This is a genomic window from Flavobacterium sp. 9 (assembly GCF_002754195.1).
Taxonomy (GTDB): domain Bacteria; phylum Bacteroidota; class Bacteroidia; order Flavobacteriales; family Flavobacteriaceae; genus Flavobacterium.
In genome coordinates, this window is the sequence record NZ_PEEU01000001.1 from 4,194,216 (window position 1) to 4,213,197 (window position 18,982).

The 18,982-nt window shown below is 33.6% G+C and carries 15 protein-coding genes; 11 read left to right on the forward strand and 4 right to left on the reverse strand.

What is annotated here, in order from left to right; translation table 11 throughout:
* Positions 1-181: 181 nt before the first annotated feature.
* The 8 genes from topA (at position 182) to CLU81_RS17480 (ending at position 11,221) form a co-directional block, all read left to right on the forward strand.
* Positions 182-2,698 carry a type I DNA topoisomerase gene (gene topA, locus CLU81_RS17445; protein ID WP_099710977.1) on the forward strand — a complete coding sequence of 839 codons (2,517 nt, stop codon included), beginning with the start codon at positions 182-184 and terminating at the stop codon, positions 2,696-2,698.
* 3 nt (positions 2,699-2,701) lie between these two features.
* On the forward strand, positions 2,702-3,853 hold the full coding sequence (locus CLU81_RS17450) for a formimidoylglutamase (protein WP_099710978.1): 1,152 nt from the start codon (positions 2,702-2,704) through the stop codon (positions 3,851-3,853).
* Between the two features lie 262 nt (positions 3,854-4,115).
* Positions 4,116-5,519, forward strand: coding sequence for a gliding motility lipoprotein GldK (gene gldK, locus CLU81_RS17455; RefSeq protein ID WP_099710979.1), 1,404 nt, complete (start codon positions 4,116-4,118; stop codon positions 5,517-5,519).
* A gap of 63 nt (positions 5,520-5,582) precedes the next feature.
* Positions 5,583-6,230: a gliding motility protein GldL gene (gene gldL, locus CLU81_RS17460; protein ID WP_099710980.1), complete on the forward strand. Its 648-nt coding sequence runs from the start codon at positions 5,583-5,585 to the stop codon at positions 6,228-6,230.
* Between the two features lie 52 nt (positions 6,231-6,282).
* Positions 6,283-7,827 (forward strand): gliding motility protein GldM, encoded by a 1,545-nt coding sequence (gene gldM / locus CLU81_RS17465; protein WP_099710981.1) that lies wholly within the window; start codon positions 6,283-6,285, stop codon positions 7,825-7,827.
* 44 nt (positions 7,828-7,871) lie between these two features.
* Complete coding sequence (gene gldN / locus CLU81_RS17470; protein ID WP_099712796.1) at positions 7,872-8,861, forward strand: gliding motility protein GldN; 990 nt, start codon at positions 7,872-7,874, stop codon at positions 8,859-8,861.
* 221 nt (positions 8,862-9,082) lie between these two features.
* A complete protein-coding gene (gene gldN, locus CLU81_RS17475; RefSeq protein WP_099710982.1) occupies positions 9,083-10,072 on the forward strand; it encodes a gliding motility protein GldN in 990 nt (329 codons plus the stop codon).
* Between the two features lie 75 nt (positions 10,073-10,147).
* Complete coding sequence (locus tag CLU81_RS17480; protein ID WP_099710983.1) at positions 10,148-11,221, forward strand: FAD-binding oxidoreductase; 1,074 nt, start codon at positions 10,148-10,150, stop codon at positions 11,219-11,221.
* Here the strand turns inward: CLU81_RS17480 and CLU81_RS17485 are convergent.
* Positions 11,202-11,585, reverse strand: a complete 384-nt coding sequence (locus CLU81_RS17485) for a DUF983 domain-containing protein (protein ID WP_099710984.1) — start codon at positions 11,583-11,585, stop codon at positions 11,202-11,204. The genes CLU81_RS17480 and CLU81_RS17485 overlap by 20 nt on opposite strands.
* A gap of 75 nt (positions 11,586-11,660) precedes the next feature.
* Between CLU81_RS17485 and CLU81_RS17490 the strand changes: the two genes are divergently transcribed.
* Complete coding sequence (locus CLU81_RS17490) at positions 11,661-13,574, forward strand: ABC-F family ATP-binding cassette domain-containing protein (RefSeq protein WP_099710985.1); 1,914 nt, start codon at positions 11,661-11,663, stop codon at positions 13,572-13,574.
* A gap of 435 nt (positions 13,575-14,009) precedes the next feature.
* On the opposite strand, the gene CLU81_RS17495 is transcribed toward CLU81_RS17490, so the two are convergent.
* A complete protein-coding gene (locus CLU81_RS17495; RefSeq protein WP_099710986.1) occupies positions 14,010-14,969 on the reverse strand; it encodes an App1 family protein in 960 nt (319 codons plus the stop codon).
* A gap of 65 nt (positions 14,970-15,034) precedes the next feature.
* Between CLU81_RS17495 and CLU81_RS17500 the strand changes: the two genes are divergently transcribed.
* On the forward strand, positions 15,035-15,904 hold the full coding sequence (locus CLU81_RS17500) for a diacylglycerol kinase family protein (protein ID WP_099710987.1): 870 nt from the start codon (positions 15,035-15,037) through the stop codon (positions 15,902-15,904).
* A gap of 238 nt (positions 15,905-16,142) precedes the next feature.
* On the opposite strand, the gene CLU81_RS17505 is transcribed toward CLU81_RS17500, so the two are convergent.
* A complete protein-coding gene (locus CLU81_RS17505; protein ID WP_099710988.1) occupies positions 16,143-17,288 on the reverse strand; it encodes a GNAT family N-acetyltransferase in 1,146 nt (381 codons plus the stop codon).
* Positions 17,289-17,405: 117 nt separating this feature from the next.
* Positions 17,406-17,894, reverse strand: coding sequence for a DUF1761 domain-containing protein (locus tag CLU81_RS17510; protein ID WP_099710989.1), 489 nt, complete (start codon positions 17,892-17,894; stop codon positions 17,406-17,408).
* A gap of 180 nt (positions 17,895-18,074) precedes the next feature.
* On the opposite strand from CLU81_RS17510, the gene CLU81_RS17515 reads away from it, so the two are divergent.
* Positions 18,075-18,932: a Two component regulator three Y domain protein gene (locus tag CLU81_RS17515; RefSeq protein ID WP_099710990.1), complete on the forward strand. Its 858-nt coding sequence runs from the start codon at positions 18,075-18,077 to the stop codon at positions 18,930-18,932.
* Positions 18,933-18,982 lie beyond the last annotated feature (50 nt).

The following is an 18,982-nucleotide window of genomic DNA, read 5'->3' on the forward strand; positions in this document are numbered from 1 at the left end:
ACGTTAAAAAAAGAACATTTCTCGGTCATAAACCCTTAAAAATTGTACCTATATATATTATAGGTAGGAATACAGATAAATCTTCAATTTTAAGAAACATAATATTAAAATAACTCAAAAATGCATTAGCAAGGCTGATATTTAAAAAAAATAGATACTTTTGTTGCAGAAAAATAGAGCAATGGCAAAGAATTTAGTAATAGTGGAGTCACCTGCAAAGGCGAAAACGATAGAGAAATTTCTAGGAAGTGATTTTCAAGTAGAGTCAAGTTACGGACACATAGCGGACTTACCCTCAAAGGAAATAGGGGTAGATGTAGAAAATGGATTTAAACCTAAATACGAAGTTTCTCCAGACAAAAAAGCCTTAGTAAGTAAACTGAAAACACTATCTAAGAATGCCGAAATGGTTTGGCTAGCAAGCGATGAGGACCGCGAGGGAGAAGCTATTTCATGGCACTTGGCGGAAGAATTAAAACTAGATACTAAAAAAACAAAGCGAATTGTTTTTCACGAAATTACAAAATCAGCGATTCTTAAAGCAATCGAGAATCCAAGAGAAATAGATTATAATTTAGTAAACGCACAACAAGCGCGTCGTGTATTAGACCGTTTAGTAGGTTATGAATTATCTCCTGTTTTATGGAGAAAAATTAAAGGTGGACTTTCTGCCGGACGTGTTCAATCAGTTTCAGTTCGTCTAATTGTTGAGAGAGAACGCGAAATCCAAAACTTTAATGCAGTTGCGAGTTATTCTATCGTAGCAGAATTTGTGAATGAGGCAGGAAAAACTTTCAAAGCCAAATTACCTAAGAACTTCAATACTAAAAAAGAAGCCGAAGATTTTTTAAATCAAAACATCGGATCACAATATAAGGTAGCGGATTTAGAGACTAAACCTACCAAAAAATCACCAACAGCACCATTTACAACTTCGACCTTGCAACAAGAAGCAGCAAGAAAATTGTATTTGCCAGTTGGAATCACAATGCAGCTTGCACAGCGTTTGTACGAAGCCGGACTTATTACATATATGAGAACGGATAGTGTGAATCTTTCTGCTGAAGCAATGAGTGCTGCAGAAGCTGAAATCATAAAATCATACGGAAAAGAATTTTCTAAACCTCGTACTTTTGCTAACAAAAGCAAAGGAGCACAAGAGGCGCACGAAGCAATTCGTCCAACAGATATGTCTCGTCACACGGTAAATATCGATCGTGACCAAGCGCGTTTGTATGATTTGATCTGGAAAAGAACATTGGCATCTCAAATGAGTGATGCACAATTAGAAAGAACAAACGTAAAAATTGAAGCGAATAATCACAGTGAAATTTTTACAGCTTCTGGAGAAGTTTTACTTTTTGAAGGATTCCTAAAAGTTTATTTAGAAGGTCATGATGACGATGAAGAAGAACAAGAAGGAATGTTGCCTGCGCTAAAAGTAAATGAAAAGTTAGTTAACAATTATATTACAGCAACCGAAAGATATTCAAGACCTCCGGCAAGATATACTGAAGCTTCGTTGGTTAAGAAATTAGAAGAACTAGGAATTGGTCGTCCGTCTACATACGCTCCAACTATTTCGACTATCATCAACAGAAATTATGTTGAAAAAGGAACTCTTGAAGGTCAGGAACGTAATTATACCCAACTTACTTTGCAAGCTAATAAAGTAGGAGAGAAGTTGCTGAAAGAAAATACAGGTTCAGATAAAGGAAAGTTAGTTCCAACAGATATCGGTACAATCGTTACGGATTTCTTAGTGAAGAACTTCGGAAATATTCTGGATTATAATTTTACTGCAAAAGTAGAGCAGGATTTTGATGAGATTGCCGAAGGAAATATTGACTGGGCAATCATGATGCAGGAATTCTACAATAAATTTCATCCAAATGTAAAAGAGGTTGAAGCAAATGCAGAACGCGAAAGCGGAGAAAGAATCCTTGGAAAAGATGCTGACGGAAGACAAGTTTCTGTTCGTTTAGGGAAATTTGGACCAATGGCTCAAATTGGAGAAGCGGATGATGAAGATAAAAAGTTTGCTAGTTTAATGTCTGATCAAAATATCGGAAACATTACACTTGAAGAAGCTTTGAATTTATTTTTATTACCTAAAAACTTAGGAGAATATAAAGGAGAAGAAGTAGAAGTTAGTAATGGTCGTTATGGGCCTTATGTACGTCACGGAAGTGTATTTATTTCTTTGCCAAAAGGAGAAGATCCATTAAGTCTTTCTAAAGAAAGAGCTCAGGAATTAATTGACGAAAAAGCTATTGCTGATGCACCAATCGCTGTTTACAAAGGCGAAGGAGTTCAGAAAGGTGTGGGACGTTTTGGTCCGTTCATCAAATGGAATGGTCTTTTTGTTAACGTAAGTAAAAAATACAATTTTGATAATTTATCTCAACAAGATGTTGAAGAACTAATTGAAGATAAATTACAAAAAAATATTGATAAAGTACTTCACAATTGGGAAGACGAAGGAATTTTGGTTGAAAAAGCGCGTTGGGGACGCTCGGTTATTACAAAAGGTAAAATCAAAATTGAATTAAGTAAAGATGTTGATGCAACAAAATTGACATTGGAAGAAGTTCAGGAAATGATTGCCAAAAAAACACCGGCAAAGAAAACACCAGCAAAAAAAGCAACAACAACTAAAAAAGCTCCAGCTAAAAAAGCAGCTGCAAAAAAGAAATAAAAAATGGAATTTGATTTTCTAGAACCAGTTAACGACGGAGTTTTAAAATTCATTAGTTCGTTGTCTTCACAAGAATTGGGAAGCAAAATAGTTTTGCATACCCAAGATCAATTTCCGGATATTAGCAGAATAAACATTGCTATTGTTGGTGTTTTAGAAGACCGTCGCAGCAGTGATATGATCAATGAAGTGAATCTTACGGCAATTCGTAAAAAGATTTACAGCATGTTTCCCGGTAATTGGGATGCTTCGATTGCAGATCTAGGAGATATACTTGCTGGAGACTCTGTAGAGGATACTTATTTTGCATTAAAAAAAGTAACTTCTAGATTAATTAAGAATAAAGTGATTCCTATAGTCCTAGGAGGTTCCCAGGATTTGACCTATGCAATGTATCGTGCTTATGACGATTTAGAGCAAATGGTAAACTTGGTTTCTGTAGATAATAAATTTGATTTTGGAAAAGAAAACGAAACTGTTTCGGCTAATTCTTTTTTGACTAAAATCATAATAGATGAGCCTAATAACCTTTTTAATTATTGTAATATAGGATATCAGACTTATTACAATTCGCAGGAAGAAATTGATTTGATTGAAAAATTGTTCTTTGATGCGTATCGTTTGGGTGAGATATCAAATAAGATAGCCTTGGCAGAACCTGTTTTTAGAGATGCTGATTTAGTTAGTATTGATTTGAATTCGGTAAAGTCTTCTGCTTCAGGTAATAATGTTTATTTTGAGCCAAATGGTTTTAATGGAAAAGAGATTTGTTCTCTAGCAAGATATGCCGGAATCAGTGATAAAGTTTCCTCTTTTGGAGTGTTTAATCATAATAGTACAGCACAGGAATCAGGTATAATTGCTCAGATTGTATGGTATTTTATAGAAGGATATCATTACCGATCAAAAGAGTATCCGTTTGGAAGCAGAACAAACTATTTAAAATATATTGTTCCGCTTGAAGAAGAAGAATTAATTTTTTATAAAAGTGATAAAACGGAACGTTGGTGGATAGAAATTCCTTACGAATCGAACGGTCACAATAAATTGAAAAGAAATACGTTATTACCGTGTTCCTACGACGAATATCTCTCGGCTTGCAACCAAGAATTGCCTGAGAGATGGTGGAAAGCACAAAGAAAAAATGCTTTATGAAGTAAAGCTTTACAATAAATTTTGCGGTTTTTGTAATGTAAAAAAATCATTAAGAATTATTAGTAAGAGAAGGTTTACAAAATATAAAATTTAACGTTTTACGTCGATTTTTTAAGTCAGTTTGTCGAGGAAATATTTTTTTTTTATTTTATTTAACATTATTTTTGAACGGTAAAATAAATTTCGCAACTAGTATTGTTTTTTAGATAAATAATAAATACGTTTACGAACTTATAATAATGAATAGATAATCCAAATTTATATGAAGAAGTTTATTGCATTTGCAGCAATGTTAACACTGGTAATTGGCTGTGGTAAGTCAGGAGACAAAGGAGAATTGGTTGGTGTTACAGGAGGGAAATGGCATCCTGAAAAACCTTATGGAATGACTTTGGTTCCAGGTGGATCTTTTATAATGGGTAAGGCTGATGCTGATTTAGCTAATGTGGAGGATGCTCCGACTAAAACAGTAACTGTTCGTTCGTTTTATATGGATGAAACCGAAATTACAAATAGCGAATATCGCCAGTTTGTGGAGTGGGTAAAAGACTCTACAATGAGAGTTCGTTTAGCTATTTTGGCTGATGAAACTGGGCAAAAAGCTTCAGGTGACGCTAAAGGTAAAAAAGGCGGTAGTATCGCTGATTATGCATTTAATGATTCTGAGCCGGACAAAATGACGGCTTATGATAAATATATGTATGATAACTATTATAGTGTAGGAACAAAAGATGATCCTTATGCTGGTAGAAAATTGAACAAAAAAGTTAAGTTAATTAAAGATACTAAAGCTTATCCAGATGAGTATTATACTGAGGTAATGGACTCTATGTATTTGCCAATTGAAGAATCATATAATGGTTTAAGAACAATTGATGTAAATAAATTGAAATTCCGTTATTCTTGGATGGATATTCAGGCAGCTGCAAAAGCCAAAGTAGGAAAAAGAAAAGACTTCGTTAAAACAGAACAAGTTAGTGTTTATCCAGATACAACAGTTTGGATTAAAGATTTCGCTTACTCATATAATGAGCCAATGCATAATGATTATTTCTGGCACAAAGCTTACGGAGATTATCCTGTAGTTGGTGTGACTTGGAAACAAGCTAAAGCATTCTGCGCTTGGAGAACTTTAAATAAAAACAGCTATATCAAATCTAAGAAAAAAGGACGTGATTTAGTAAATGCTTTCAGATTACCAACTGAAGCAGAATGGGAATATGCTGCCAGAGGTGGTCTGGAATCAGCAACTTATCCTTGGGGAGGTCCTTACACTAAAAGTGACAGAGGTTGTTTCTTAGCAAACTTCAAACCAAACAGAGGAGATTATGCAGCTGATGAAGCTTTATATACTGTTGAAGCTAAATCTTATGAGCCAAACGGTTACGGATTGTACAACATGGCAGGAAACGTTTCAGAATGGACAGATTCAGCTTACAATCCAAATGCATACGAATACGTTTCTACAATGAACCCTAACGTGATTGATGGAAACAACCAAAGAAAAGTTGTTCGTGGAGGATCTTGGAAAGATGTTGCTTACTTCCTACAAGTAAGTACTCGTGATCACGAATATGCTGATTCTGCAAGAAGTTATATTGGTTTCAGAACTGTACAAGATTACATGGGAACTCAAACAACCGGAAGCGGAAAAAAGAAAAAGTAATTTATAATTAATATCAATAACCAAATCGAATCTATTTAAAATTAAAACCTAAAAAAAAGTATTATGGCATTATTAAGTAAAAAAGCAATGAATTTCGCTTATGGTATGGGAGCGGCAGTAGTAATTATTGGAGCATTATTCAAAATTACTCACTTTGAAATTGGACCATTAACTGGTACATTGATGCTTTCTGTGGGATTAGTAACTGAGGCGTTAATCTTTGCTCTTTCTGCTTTCGAACCAGTTGACGATGAATTGGACTGGACTCTTGTTTACCCGGAATTGGCTAATGGTCAAGCTAGAAAAAAAGCGGACAAAGTTGAAACTCCAACTGATGCTCAAGGATTGTTGTCTCAAAAATTAGACACAATGTTGAAAGAAGCTAAAATTGACGGAGAATTAATGTCAAGCTTAGGAAACTCAATCAAAAATTTCGAAGGAGCTGCAAAAGCAATTTCTCCAACAGTAGATTCTATCGCTGGACAAAAGAAATATGCTGAAGAAATGTCTATGGCTGCTGCACAAATGGAATCATTAAACAGCTTATACAAAGTACAATTAGAAAGTGCTTCAAGAAATGCACAAGCAAACAGCGAAATCGCTGAAAATGCTTCTAAATTAAAAGAACAAATGCAATCAATGACTGCAAACATTGCTTCTTTGAACAGTGTTTACGGTGGTATGCTTTCTGCAATGAGTAACAAAGGATAATTAGTTTTTAACTATTATATTAAAATTATTAATAAGAACTAATTAGAAAAAAATGGCAGGAGGAAAATTAACCCCTAGACAGAAGATGATTAACCTGATGTATCTGGTTTTTATCGCAATGTTAGCAATGAATATGTCAAAAGAAGTTTTATCTGCTTTTGGCTTAATGAATGAAAAATTTGAAAGCGCTAATACCTCTTCAGAGCAAACAAATGCTGGTTTATTGACATCTTTAGATCAAAAAGCGGCTGAAGCAAAAGGAGAATTCGCAACTGCTGCAGTTACTGCTCATAAAGTTGAAACAATTTCAAAAGAATTTTATGCATACATCGGATCTCTAAAAGGTGATGTTTTAAAAGGATTTGAAACTGATAAAGAAACTGGTAAATTGCCTTATGAGTCTATGGACAAAGGTGATAATATCGACAACTGGTTTACTGGTGAAGGATATACTGCAAAAGGAAATGATGTCATTTCTCATATTGAGAAATATAAAGCAGATATGAAGGCTGCTTTGACAGATTCGAAGAATAAATATGGAACTATTATAGCTGAAATTGAAAAGAAATTTGATGTTTCAGATGTAAAAAACAAAGAAGGTTTAAAAGATAAATATTTAGCTTACCACTTTAAAGGTTTCCCAGCTGTTGCTTCATTAGCTAAACTTTCAGCTTGGCAAAATGACGTTCAAAAAGCAGAATCTGATGTTTACAGTGCTGCTTTAGGAAAAGCTGCAGTTGCTGCTGCTTCTTATAGCAATTACCAAGCAATTGTTGTTTTAGACAAAAATGCTTACTTCCAAGGAGAAAAAGTTACAGGTAAAGTTGTTTTAGGTCGTTATGACGAAAACACAAAACCAACTTCATTCCAAGGTCCTGGACAAATTGTTAACGGACAAGCTGTTATTTCATTGACTGCTGGAGCTGTTGGAGAGCAAAACATTAATGGACAATTTACTTTCTTAGAAGATGGTAAAAACATTCCACTTAAATTTGCTGGAAAATATATTGTAGTACCAAGACCAAACTCTGCTACAATTTCTGCAGACAAAATGAATGTTGTTTATAGAGGTGTTGTTAACCCAATCTCTGTATCATTCGCTGGTGTTGCTGATAATAAAGTTGTTGCTAGTGCTCCGGGATTATCTTCAGCTGGCAAAGCAGGAAAATATAACATGAACCCAGGTTCAGGTACTGAAGCTACTATTTCTGTAACTGGTACATTGCCAAACGGAGATAAAGTTTCAGATAAGAAAACATTTAGAATTAAAGGTATTCCTGGGCCAACAGGAACAATTAGAGGTGAAATGGGTGTTGTTAAAGGACCTAGATCTAACTTAGAAATTGCTACGATTGGTGCTAAATTACTTGATTTTGATTTTGAAGTTGGTTTAGATGTTGTTGGATTTAACTTGAAAATTGCTGGACAACCTACAGTTGTTGTTACTGGTAACAAATTAAATGCACAATGTAAACAAGTTCTTTCAAGAGCAGGAAAAGGAGATCAGGTTACTATTTCTGAAATTAAAACTAAACTTGTTGGAGCTGGTAGTTATTTATTACCAAGAACTGCACCGGTAATTTACGAAATACAATAATATAGTAGGTAAAACTACGCTCAATATCTCATAATGATATCATGATGAAAGTAAGAAATTTTTTAATAGCTATTGTTTCTATCGCTGGAGGTTTTGCTTCTAATGCGCAATCTAATTTGCTTAATGCTAAAACACCTGCTCAGATAGGACTTAAGACCCCTGCACAACTTATCTCAGACAATGATAAGCCATTGGCTTACGGTTATGTAGATGATAGAGATGTCTTGATGGGAAAAACTACTTGGGAGATTATTGATTTGAATGAAAAAATCAACTTTCCATTATATTTTCCTGTAGATACAGCTAATATTGGTTCAGACAGACGTTCATTATATGACGTTTTGACGAAAGCCGTTAAAAACGGTAAGATAACTGAAGTATATAGCGACAGTTATTTCAATACTAAAAAATCTATGAAAGACATCGAAGGTGCATTATCACGTATTGACACAACAGATGCTGGTAGAGAATTGATCAACCAATACCCAGATGATTACAAATCTCACGTAGTGAAGAAAAAAGTAGTTACTGGTACAGGTAAAAAGAAAGTTGTTACTTATGTTGATGAAACAGTTGGTGCAACAAGAACAGTTCCTTCTGAGTATATCTTGAAACAAGATCTTACTGCAGCAGATGTTACACAATATAAAATTAAAGGATACTGGTATTTTGACAAACGTCAAAGTGAATTGAAATATCGTTTACTTGGACTTTGCCCTGTAACTCCAGACGTATACACAATGAACAGTGACGAAAAGGATTATATTGAGTTATTCTGGGTTTTCTTCCCTAATGCGAGAGAAGCATTACATGAAGCAAAAGCTTTTAACGATAATAATTCGGCACTTCCAATTTCATTTGATCAAATCCTAAACTCTAGACGTTTCAATTCAGAAATCTACAAAGAAGAAAACTTGTACGGAGATAGAGCAATTAGCGATTACATGAAAGATAACGCTCAAAATCAGTTGTTAGAATCTGAAAGAGTTAAAGAGAAGATTCGTAACTTCGAACAAGATATGTGGAACTACTAAGTATCCAAATTACATTATAATAAAAACTCTTACTACCTGTGTAGTAAGAGTTTTTTTTTGGCTTTTAATGAAGTAAAACGGATGTTTTGTGTGTAAAATACTGAGGTTCTTTTGTTTGTGCTCCTTGTGATTTGGGGAGTTTTAATGAATTTTTATATGATGTAAGAAAAATAACAATAAAAAGCGTAAATTTACGTTTACTATGTTCTAATAATATCATTATGAAAGTAAGAAGTTTTTTATTCGTTATTTTTTTGATTGCAGGAAGTTTTGCCTCCAACGCACAATCAAATTTGCTTAATGCAAAAACGGCTGACCAGATCGGACAAAAGAACGCTGCTCAGCTCATTGCAGACAACGATAAACCATTGGCTTATGGTTATATTGATGACAGAGATGTTTTGATGGGAAAGATGGTTTGGGAAATCATTGATTTAAATGAAAAAATAAACTTCCCTTTATACTTTCCGGTAGATACAGCTAATATTGGTTCTGATAGGCGTTCGCTGTATGATATTTTGACGAAAGGTATTAGAACAGGTAAAATAACAGAAGTTTATAGTGATAGTTATTTTAATACAAAGAAAACTTTAAAAGACATTCAAGGAGCTTTATCCCGAATTGATACAACAGATGCTGGTAGAGAATTAATTAATCAGTATCCGGATGACTATAGAACACATGTTGTAAAGAAAAAAGTAGTAACTGGTACAGGAAAAAAGAAAGTTGTTACTTATGTTGATCAAACTGTTGGAGCAACAAGAACGGTTCCGGCTGAATATATTCTGAAGCAGGATCTAACAGCTGCTGATGTTACACAATACAAAATAAAAGGCTACTGGTATTTTGACAAACGTATGAGCGAGTTGAAGTATCGATTATTAGGAATTTGTCCTGTAACTCCGGATGTATATACAATGAATAGTGACGAGAAGGATTTTATTGAATTATTTTGGGTCTTCTTCCCCAATGCTCGAGATGTATTAAACCAGGGAAAAGCTTTCAATGATAGTAATTCAGCTATTCCAATTTCATTTGACCAAGTTTTAAATTCGCGACGTTTTAACGCTATTATTTATAAAGAGGAGAATATGTACGGAGATCGTGAGATCAAAGATTACATGAAAAACAATGCACAAAATCAGTTGTTAGAATCGGAAAGAGTAAAAGAAAAGATTCGAAACTTCGAAGAAGATATGTGGAACTACTAAGTATCCGGACCGTATTAAAACAAAAACTCTTAGTACCTTTGTGCTAAGAGTTTTTTTATATTTTATCTTTTACACATGTTAGATTATTTAATTATCGGATCTGGATTGGCTGGAATTTCATTTGCAGAAATTGCCCTTAAAAACAATAAATCTATTTTAGTAGTAGATAATATGTCTCAGGTATCTTCGAGAGTAGCCGGAGGATTCTATAATCCGGTTATTTTAAAGCGTTTTAGCGAGGTTTGGAATGCTCAGGAACAATTAGTTGTAATGAATGAATTTTACGATCAGATTGAAGATAAGTTGCAAACCAAGTTTAATTTTAAACTTCCTATTCTAAGAAAATTTTTCTCTATAGAAGAGCAAAACAATTGGTTCGCTGCTTCAGATAAAAGAAACTTGGCGCCTTTTTTATCAACTAATATTATAACTAAAAAATATAAAGGAATTAATTCTCCCTATAATTATGGTGAGGTATTGCATACAGGTTATGTAGATACAATGTTGCTGTTAGATACTTATAGAGAATATCTAAAGCAGAATAACTTATTATTAGAGCAGGCTTTTGACTATGGTTATATTGAGTTTTTTGATTATGGAATTCAATATAAAAATATCCAGGCGCGAAATATAATTTTTGCAGAAGGCTTTGGATTGCATAAAAATCCTTTTTTTAATTATTTACCATTAGATGGAACCAAAGGAGAAATGTTCATAATAAAAGCTCCGGATTTAGATTTGGATGTTATTATGAATACAAGTGTTTTTATATTGCCTTTGGGTGATGATTTATTTAAAGTTGGCGCGACATATAACTGGGAAGACAAAACAGATTTACCTACCGAAGCAGGAAAGCAAGAATTAATAGAGCGAATAAAAGAAATTATTGATTGCGATTTTGAGATCGTGGAACATTATGGCGGAGTTCGTCCAACTGTTAAAGATCGAAGACCTTTGATAGGAACGCACGAAGAGTTTAAATCACTCCATATTCTGAACGGATTAGGAACAAGAGGAGTGATGCTCGGACCAGCAATGGCAAAAGTTCTATATGATCATATCGAAAATGAAATTCCTTTCGAGCGAGAAATAGATATTAAGCGCTTTCGCAAAAGATATTTAAAAAGTCTTAACCCTGACCAGCATTAGGATCGTAAGAAACGAACATATTAATGTATAAATTTCTTGAAAGTCGCAAAACAAACGGAAATAACAGAATTAAAGTAACAACAATTGCTATAAATGATTCTTCGATTGAGGTTTTAAAAAATACAAACGAAACAATAAATGCGGCAATTCCTACGGCTACATTTAAACCGTAACTCACATACATTGCACCGTAAAAAAACGAAGGTTCAATTTGATATTTTAATCCGCAATGGCTACAATGATCGTTCATTTTGAGAACTTTAGTCAAATGAAGTGGGTTTCTGTCCGAATACATACTTTCTTTTTGGCATTTTGGACAACTTCCTGTTAAAATACTATTTAGTTTCGATCCTTTTTTTAACATTTGCAAAAAATTAAATTACCCCATTAAATTGGGAGTGTAAATTTACACAATCAATTAGTTATAAAATAACATTACATGCTTAATATACACAATTTATCGGTTTCTTTTGGTGGTACTTATTTATTCGAAGAAGTTACTTTTCGTTTAGGTGCCGGAGATCGAGTTGGACTTGTCGGGAAAAATGGTGCTGGAAAATCAACAATGCTTAAAATGCTGGCAAGAGATTTTGCTCCTGATTCCGGAGTTATTTCTCAGGAGAAAGATATCCGAATGGGATTTTTACGTCAGGATATTGATTTTGAACGTGGAAGAACAGTATTAGAAGAAGCTTATGAAGCTTTTACAGATATTAAAATTGTAGAGAAAAAATTAGAAGAAATCAATCATCAATTGGTTACCAGAACCGATTATGAAAGTGAAGAATACGGCCAAATAATTGAAGATTTATCTGATTATACACACCGTTTTGACCTTCTTGGAGGTTACAATTATGTAGGAGATACAGAGAAAATTCTTTTAGGATTAGGTTTCAAAAGAGAAGTATTCAATAACCAAACCGAAACATTTTCAGGAGGTTGGAGAATGCGTATCGAGTTAGCAAAACTATTATTACAATCAAATGATGTATTGCTTCTGGATGAGCCTACGAATCACTTGGATATCGAAAGTATCATTTGGTTAGAGAGTTTCTTGCGCAGTTATCCCGGAGTTGTCGTAATTGTTTCGCACGATAAAATGTTCCTGGATAATGTTACGAATCGTACAATCGAAATTTCATTAGGAAAAGCATATGATTTCAATAAACCATATTCTCAATATTTAGAATTGCGTCATGAAATCCGTGAAAAACAATTGGCAACGCAAAAGAATCAGGCGAAGAAAATTGAAGAAACAGAAAAATTAATCGAGAAATTCCGTGCAAAAGCTTCAAAAGCTTCAATGGCGCAATCGTTGATTAAAAAATTAGATAAAGTAGAGCGAATTGAAGTTGACGAAGACGACAATTCAGTAATGAATATCTCTTTTCCAGTTTCAAAAGAACCTGGAAGAGTAGTTGTAGAAGCGGACAACGTAACTAAATCATACGGAGATAAAACCATTCTAAAAGATATTAGTTTGTTAGTAGAACGCGGAAGCAAAATTGCTTTTGTGGGACAAAATGGTCAGGGAAAATCGACTTTTATCAAAGCAATTGTTGATGAATTCGAATACGAAGGAAGCATCAAATTAGGACATAACGTGCAATTAGGATATTTTGCTCAAAATCAGGCTGAATATCTTGATGGAGAAATTACACTTCTTCAAACGATGGAAGATGCTGCAATGGACACAAACCGTTCTAAAGTTCGTGACATGTTAGGATCATTTTTATTCCGCGGAGACGATGTAGAGAAAAAAGTAAAAGTACTTTCAGGAGGAGAGCGTAACCGTTTGGCACTTTGTAAGTTGTTATTACAGCCAATCAATGTTTTGCTAATGGATGAGCCTACGAATCACTTAGATATTAAATCTAAAAACGTATTGAAAGCGGCACTTCAAAAATTTGGAGGAACCCTATTACTAGTTTCTCACGATAGAGATTTCTTGCAGGGAATGTCGAATATTGTTTACGAATTCAAAGATCAAAAGATAAAAGAATATTTAGGAGATATCAATTATTTCTTAGAGCAACGCAATCTTGAAAACATGCGTGAAGTGGAGAAAAAAGACGTTGAAAAAGCTGCTGCTCCAAAAGAAAATAACAAAACATCATACGAAGATCAAAAAAAAGGAAAAGCGCTTCAAAACCGATTGAGTAAAGTTGAAAGTCAGATCAAGCAATTAGAAAAAGACATTCAGCATGACGATAAATTGTTGTTATCTAATTACGACAAACATATCGAAGATGCTTCATTTTTTACAGCATACAACAAAAAGAAAAAAGATTTAGATCAACTACTTCTTGACTGGGAAGTCGTTCAGGAAGAAATTGATAATTTTAACGCTTAGTTGAGTTTTCAGTCTCGGTCAAAGTTTACAGATGCCTTTGTCAAAGTTTCGAACTTTGACAAAGGTTTTTTTAGTTTTTAGGAGCTATTTCCAGCTTTCTGTTTCAAGTCCTCACTAAAAAAAATATTTTTCTAAGCCATAAAACGAGCTTCCGTTGGTCGCTGTTTTCTAGCAAGAAAAATTAGTTTTTTTTGCTCCGGGCTTTCCTCTTCAATCTGGGCTAGAAAACGGAGTTTCAAGTGCTTTTTGTTTCAGGTTTCAAGTTTAACACAAAGCATGTCATTGCGAGGAACGAAGCAACCACATTTGCATAATCAAACTTTCCGTCAATTACTAGTGAGATTGCTTCGTTCCTCGCAATGACAAAAACGAGAATAAAAAATCCGTGAAAACCAGTTAAAATCCGCGTCATCCGTGTGCCAATAAACACAATCCCTAAATAAGCCCAATACTTTTTGAATGCATAATCGCTTCGCTGCTATGTTTATAATAGCAAACAGAAACCTCCAGATTTTCTAAGTTTTTCATGATTTTTTTGGTGGCTTCCTTTTGATGATTACCCGTTTGTCTGATATAAACCGCTTTTACGGTTACAGGGAATATTTTGCAAATTCGTTCATATAAAACCGGATCGTGTTGCGAATCATCGCCTAATAAAACATATTTCAGGTTAGGATAAAACTCTAAAACGTGTTTTATTTTATCAAACTTATGATCATGATTTCCACGTCCGCTCATGAAGAAATCTGTGATACCTCTTTTAATGTCTTTCAGTAAAATAACAGCCCTTGGCAAATGATGTATTTTGGTAAATTTCACAATAAACCGATACAAATTCCATTCACTGCTGGAAACGTAGAAAAAAGCATTTTCCTCTTCTTTATTATGTCGGCCAGCGGAACTTAAAGCTTGATAATGTGGTACAACATCCGTAAAGACTTTGCGGTCATTTACATTTTTAAATAAAAGAATGTATATTTTTTTGAAGAAATTCTGAGTATGCGAAATCAAAAAAGTGTCGTCAATATCAGATATAATCCCTAGTTTGCCTTTGTGAGGTCTTATGAAACTTCCTTTTTCGGTTATCGTTTTATCACCATCTTTGATACTTACTTCATATTCCATCCATCCAAAATGAGTTTCTTTTTCCAGAGGAATACAAAACTTAAAATAACCGTCATCAAGTGTTTTAGTGTGAATTTCCTGACTGCCGTATTTTAAATAAATATCAAAATTTTCAAGTGTTTTTATCCTAAATTGATTGATAATCGAAGTAGCATTTTTAAAACTTTTCTTTTGAAAATCATAATCATACGTTCTTTTAAAAACGTGTCCCATTACAATTAATTCCTCTTCGTTGGCATAACCTCGATATAATTGTAAAATTGGTTTCATTAATTGCGTATATTTATAGATGACGATGTAAATTAATTATTTTAATTGGTTTTAAAAATAAAATTTTGAAAAAGAATATCATATTTGTTGTAAACCCTATTTCCGGAGATCTTGATAAATCAGATTTAATTGAAGCTGTTCAAGAGTTTGCAACTACAAATAATTTTGATCTGGAAGTTTATGAAACTACCGGAAAACAGGACCAAAAAAGAATACAAGCACTTTATAATCAGTATTCACCGGAACGCATTGTTGTGGCTGGAGGCGACGGAACTATAAAAATGGTTGCCGAAGCAATGGAGCAATACGATGTAATTATTGGTATTTTGCCCGCAGGTTCAGCCAATGGATTGTCTGTTGATTTGAATTTACCAGCAACAATCGAAGAGAACCTCAAAATAGCCTTTTTGCACCATTATATCGAAATGGATATGATTTGTATTAACGGCAAAAAAAGTATCCATTTAAGCGATATTGGAGTCAATGCAAACCTGGTTAAGAACTATGAAGAAAGTAATTTACGTGGTTTTTGGGGTTATGCATTACAAGCTTATTCTGCATTAAAAGAATCCGAAGAACCTTTTGTGGCTACAATTTCGGCAAATAATGAAACGGTCGAACATATGGCACGAATGATTGTAATTGCCAATTCTCAAAAATATGGAACAGGCGTAATCATTAATCCAAATGGTGCTATGAACGACGGGAAGTTCGAATTGGTAATTTTAAAAAGCCTTGATTTGTTGTTAATCGGAAAAATAATTACTGGAAACATGCCAATTGATTCTGATGATATAGTGATTATCTCAACAGATCAAGCGACAATAAAAACAGATTATCCGGTAAACTTTCAGATTGATGGCGAATATTGCGGGGCACAAACGGATTTGGAAATTCATATTCTGCACAAGCAAATGAAAATTGCAATTCCTTAATTATTCTCATTTTAATTATTTAATATTTCGCCCCGATGGGGCTGAAACCCTTAAAATTTTCTATTTCTATAAATATTACACTCTTACAGAGTTCTTTGCGCAACGAATTTCAAAAGGAAATATGCTTAAAGGAATATAAAATAAGCCCTAGAAGGGCTTAATATTTATAGAAAATGGATAAGAATATGCGCAATAGCTCCATAGGAGCGATATTGAATTTAATTATTTGTCAAAGCTTTTATTTAAACGGATTCCTTTCCTGCCAATCGGTTTTAGGCTCAAGATAATTAAATAATTTAGCAATGTTATGATTGATCAAAGTATTGCTGTGCGTAATAAGTCCGTACATTTTTAAAGGTTTTGCACCAACAGAACTTTTAATTTCAAGTGCAGTTCTGGCAAAAACAATTTCAGAGAACCCCTGATTTATAGAATACGCGATCATATCGTATAACATGTTTAAATACAGCATTTTTTCGCGCTGAATTGTTTCGTCATATCCTAAAAAGTAAGTGTCCATTACATTTCCGTTTTTGATCAATGTATTGAAACCTATTAATTTCTCATCTAGAAAATAGCCGTAGAATAAGAAATCATCTTTCATAATTTCTTTAAAGAAACTAAAGTGATTTCGCGCTAAGAAAAAAGTATTAAAAGGCGCATTTTTGGCAACATGAAAATACAAATCATAAATAACATCTTCGTATTTTTTAATCTCCGCCAGACTCATTTTTTGCTTAACTATTCCGTCTGCTTTTTTGCGGGCGCGTTTGTATTGATCCCTGTATTTCTTGGATAAAGCATCGATATAATCTTGCTCAGAAGTCCAGTTTTTATTGATTTCGAAAACCATATTTGGCTGAGTCGAAAACGTATAATTGTTTTTAAATTCGGCTTGTAAAGGTTCAATTTCTTTTGCAGTAAAATCTTTTATACTCGTAATATGAACTTTTTTTCCACTCGCTTTCAAGTCTTTCTTAAGCTGATTAATTGCTTTATGCAAGGTCTTTATCAGTTTGGACTCGCTTGCTTCTTTATTAAAAGCAAAAGCATTTTGGCCTGTAAGCATATTATTGCCAACGAATAAAACGTGTGAAGCAAAATTTTTGAAAGCAAAATTACGCACAGAAGTTTTTAAACACTGATCTCGTTCTCCAAACGATTCCAGTTTTTCGGCAAATAAAAATTGAGTTAAAGCAATTCCGACTAGTTTATCGTCGTTAAAAATTCCAATAAAATGACAAATCATATTTACAGGACAAGAATTTTCCAATACTTCAAGATATTCTCTGGTCAAAAAAATATTATCTACAGCCAGCGAATTCCATTCTAAAGGCAGTAATGACGTGCTGTTGTAAATCCGGAAAGAAAAAGTTGTAGTCAAAAGAGTGTGCTAATTTCTTCAAAATTAGGTAATATTTATAATAACTTGGTTGGTTTAAGTTATTATTAAGAAAAACCCGTTTGATTTTGATTTCAAACGGGTTTTTGTTTTTATTATTTAAGCAAATCCACAAATAATTCCTCCCATTAAAGTAAGAGAAACAATCCAGAATCCGGCGTGAATAAAGATGTATTTCCATGATTTTCTTTCGAATAAACCATTAATGCCAATTACAGGAAAAGCAAAAAACAAGCCCGCCATAAATCCGTGAAGCGATCCGTGTTTGAATGTGCGATAAGCCGATCCATAATCTGCCATAAACGCTGCAAATGAAGGTTTTGCACTATCCAGTAAAGGTGGTCCGCCTACCATTCCTACCGCACCAGTTTGATGGATGGTCACTGCCATCAGAATTACGGTAATCATTAAAGAAAAAACATACGTTAATCCGAAGATTTTAAGCATATTTCCTGTTCGAAGTTGTTCTTCGGTGAGATTATTTTCTCTCATCCAGATTGTTCCGAAGACTTTTGGGTTGTACCAAATAAAACCAACGACAAGTGTTACAACAGCTGCCAGAAGCAATGCAATAGGGTTAATTTCCATAATATGAGGTTTTTAGAATTAGTTGATCAAATTTAATCAAAAAAATAGAATATCATAATTTTTATAAAAAGTAAATAAATTCATATTAATTAATTACTTATTAACACTTTATCGACATTAGACGCTTTATATCTATGAAATGCATAATTTTATCACAGATAACAAAACCCTAAATCTGTTATGAAATGCCTAATAACTCTTTTGCTAATATTCGGCTTTAGCCTGAATATTTTTGCAGATACTGTATCTGATAAAGAAAAAGACGCTCTGATAAAATTATATTACGCAACAAATGGATCACAATGGAAAATTAAATGGGATTTATCATTGTCAGTATCAACGTGGTATGGTGTTCAGGTCAAAAATGGAAAGGTAACGGCGCTTAATTTAGGCGACAATAATCTGGAAGGACAATTGCCTTCTGAGTTTTTTGATTTAGTGAATTTGACTTCTGTTGATTTACATAAAAATAAATTGCAAGGTCAATTACCAAAAGCAATTAATAATTTCAAGGAGCTTGAAGTTTTAGATATTTCGCTTAATCAGCTTTCGGGAGCAATACCGGAAACTATTTGCGATTTGCAAAAGCTAAGAGATTTAGAACTTTCTAAGAATAAAATTTCGGGAGAGTTGCCTGTAGAAATTGGAAAATTAAACCAATTAGAAGTGCTGTCTTTATTTGATAATGAGATTGAAGGGCAACTGCCAAATTCGATTTATAAGATTCCTGCGTTAAAGGTTTTACTTTTAAACAGTAATAAATTCTCAGGAAGTTTGAGCGGAGAAATAGTAAATTTCAATGCTTTGCAAAATCTTAGTTTGTTTAATAATGGTTTTGAAGGTGAGATTCCTAAAGGACTTGAGAAGTTGCATAATTTATCTGAGATGAATCTTTCGTACAATAAATTTGCGGGAGGCGTATCAAAAAACTTAGCATTATTAGATGCTTTAAATATGACGATGTTCGACGAAAACGGAAATATGTTTTTGTTAGAACTAAATGCAGAAAAAGATAATACCGTAATAATAGAAAATTAATCGTGCTTATGAATGAATTTTACAATCGTTAAAAAAGTTGATTAAATATA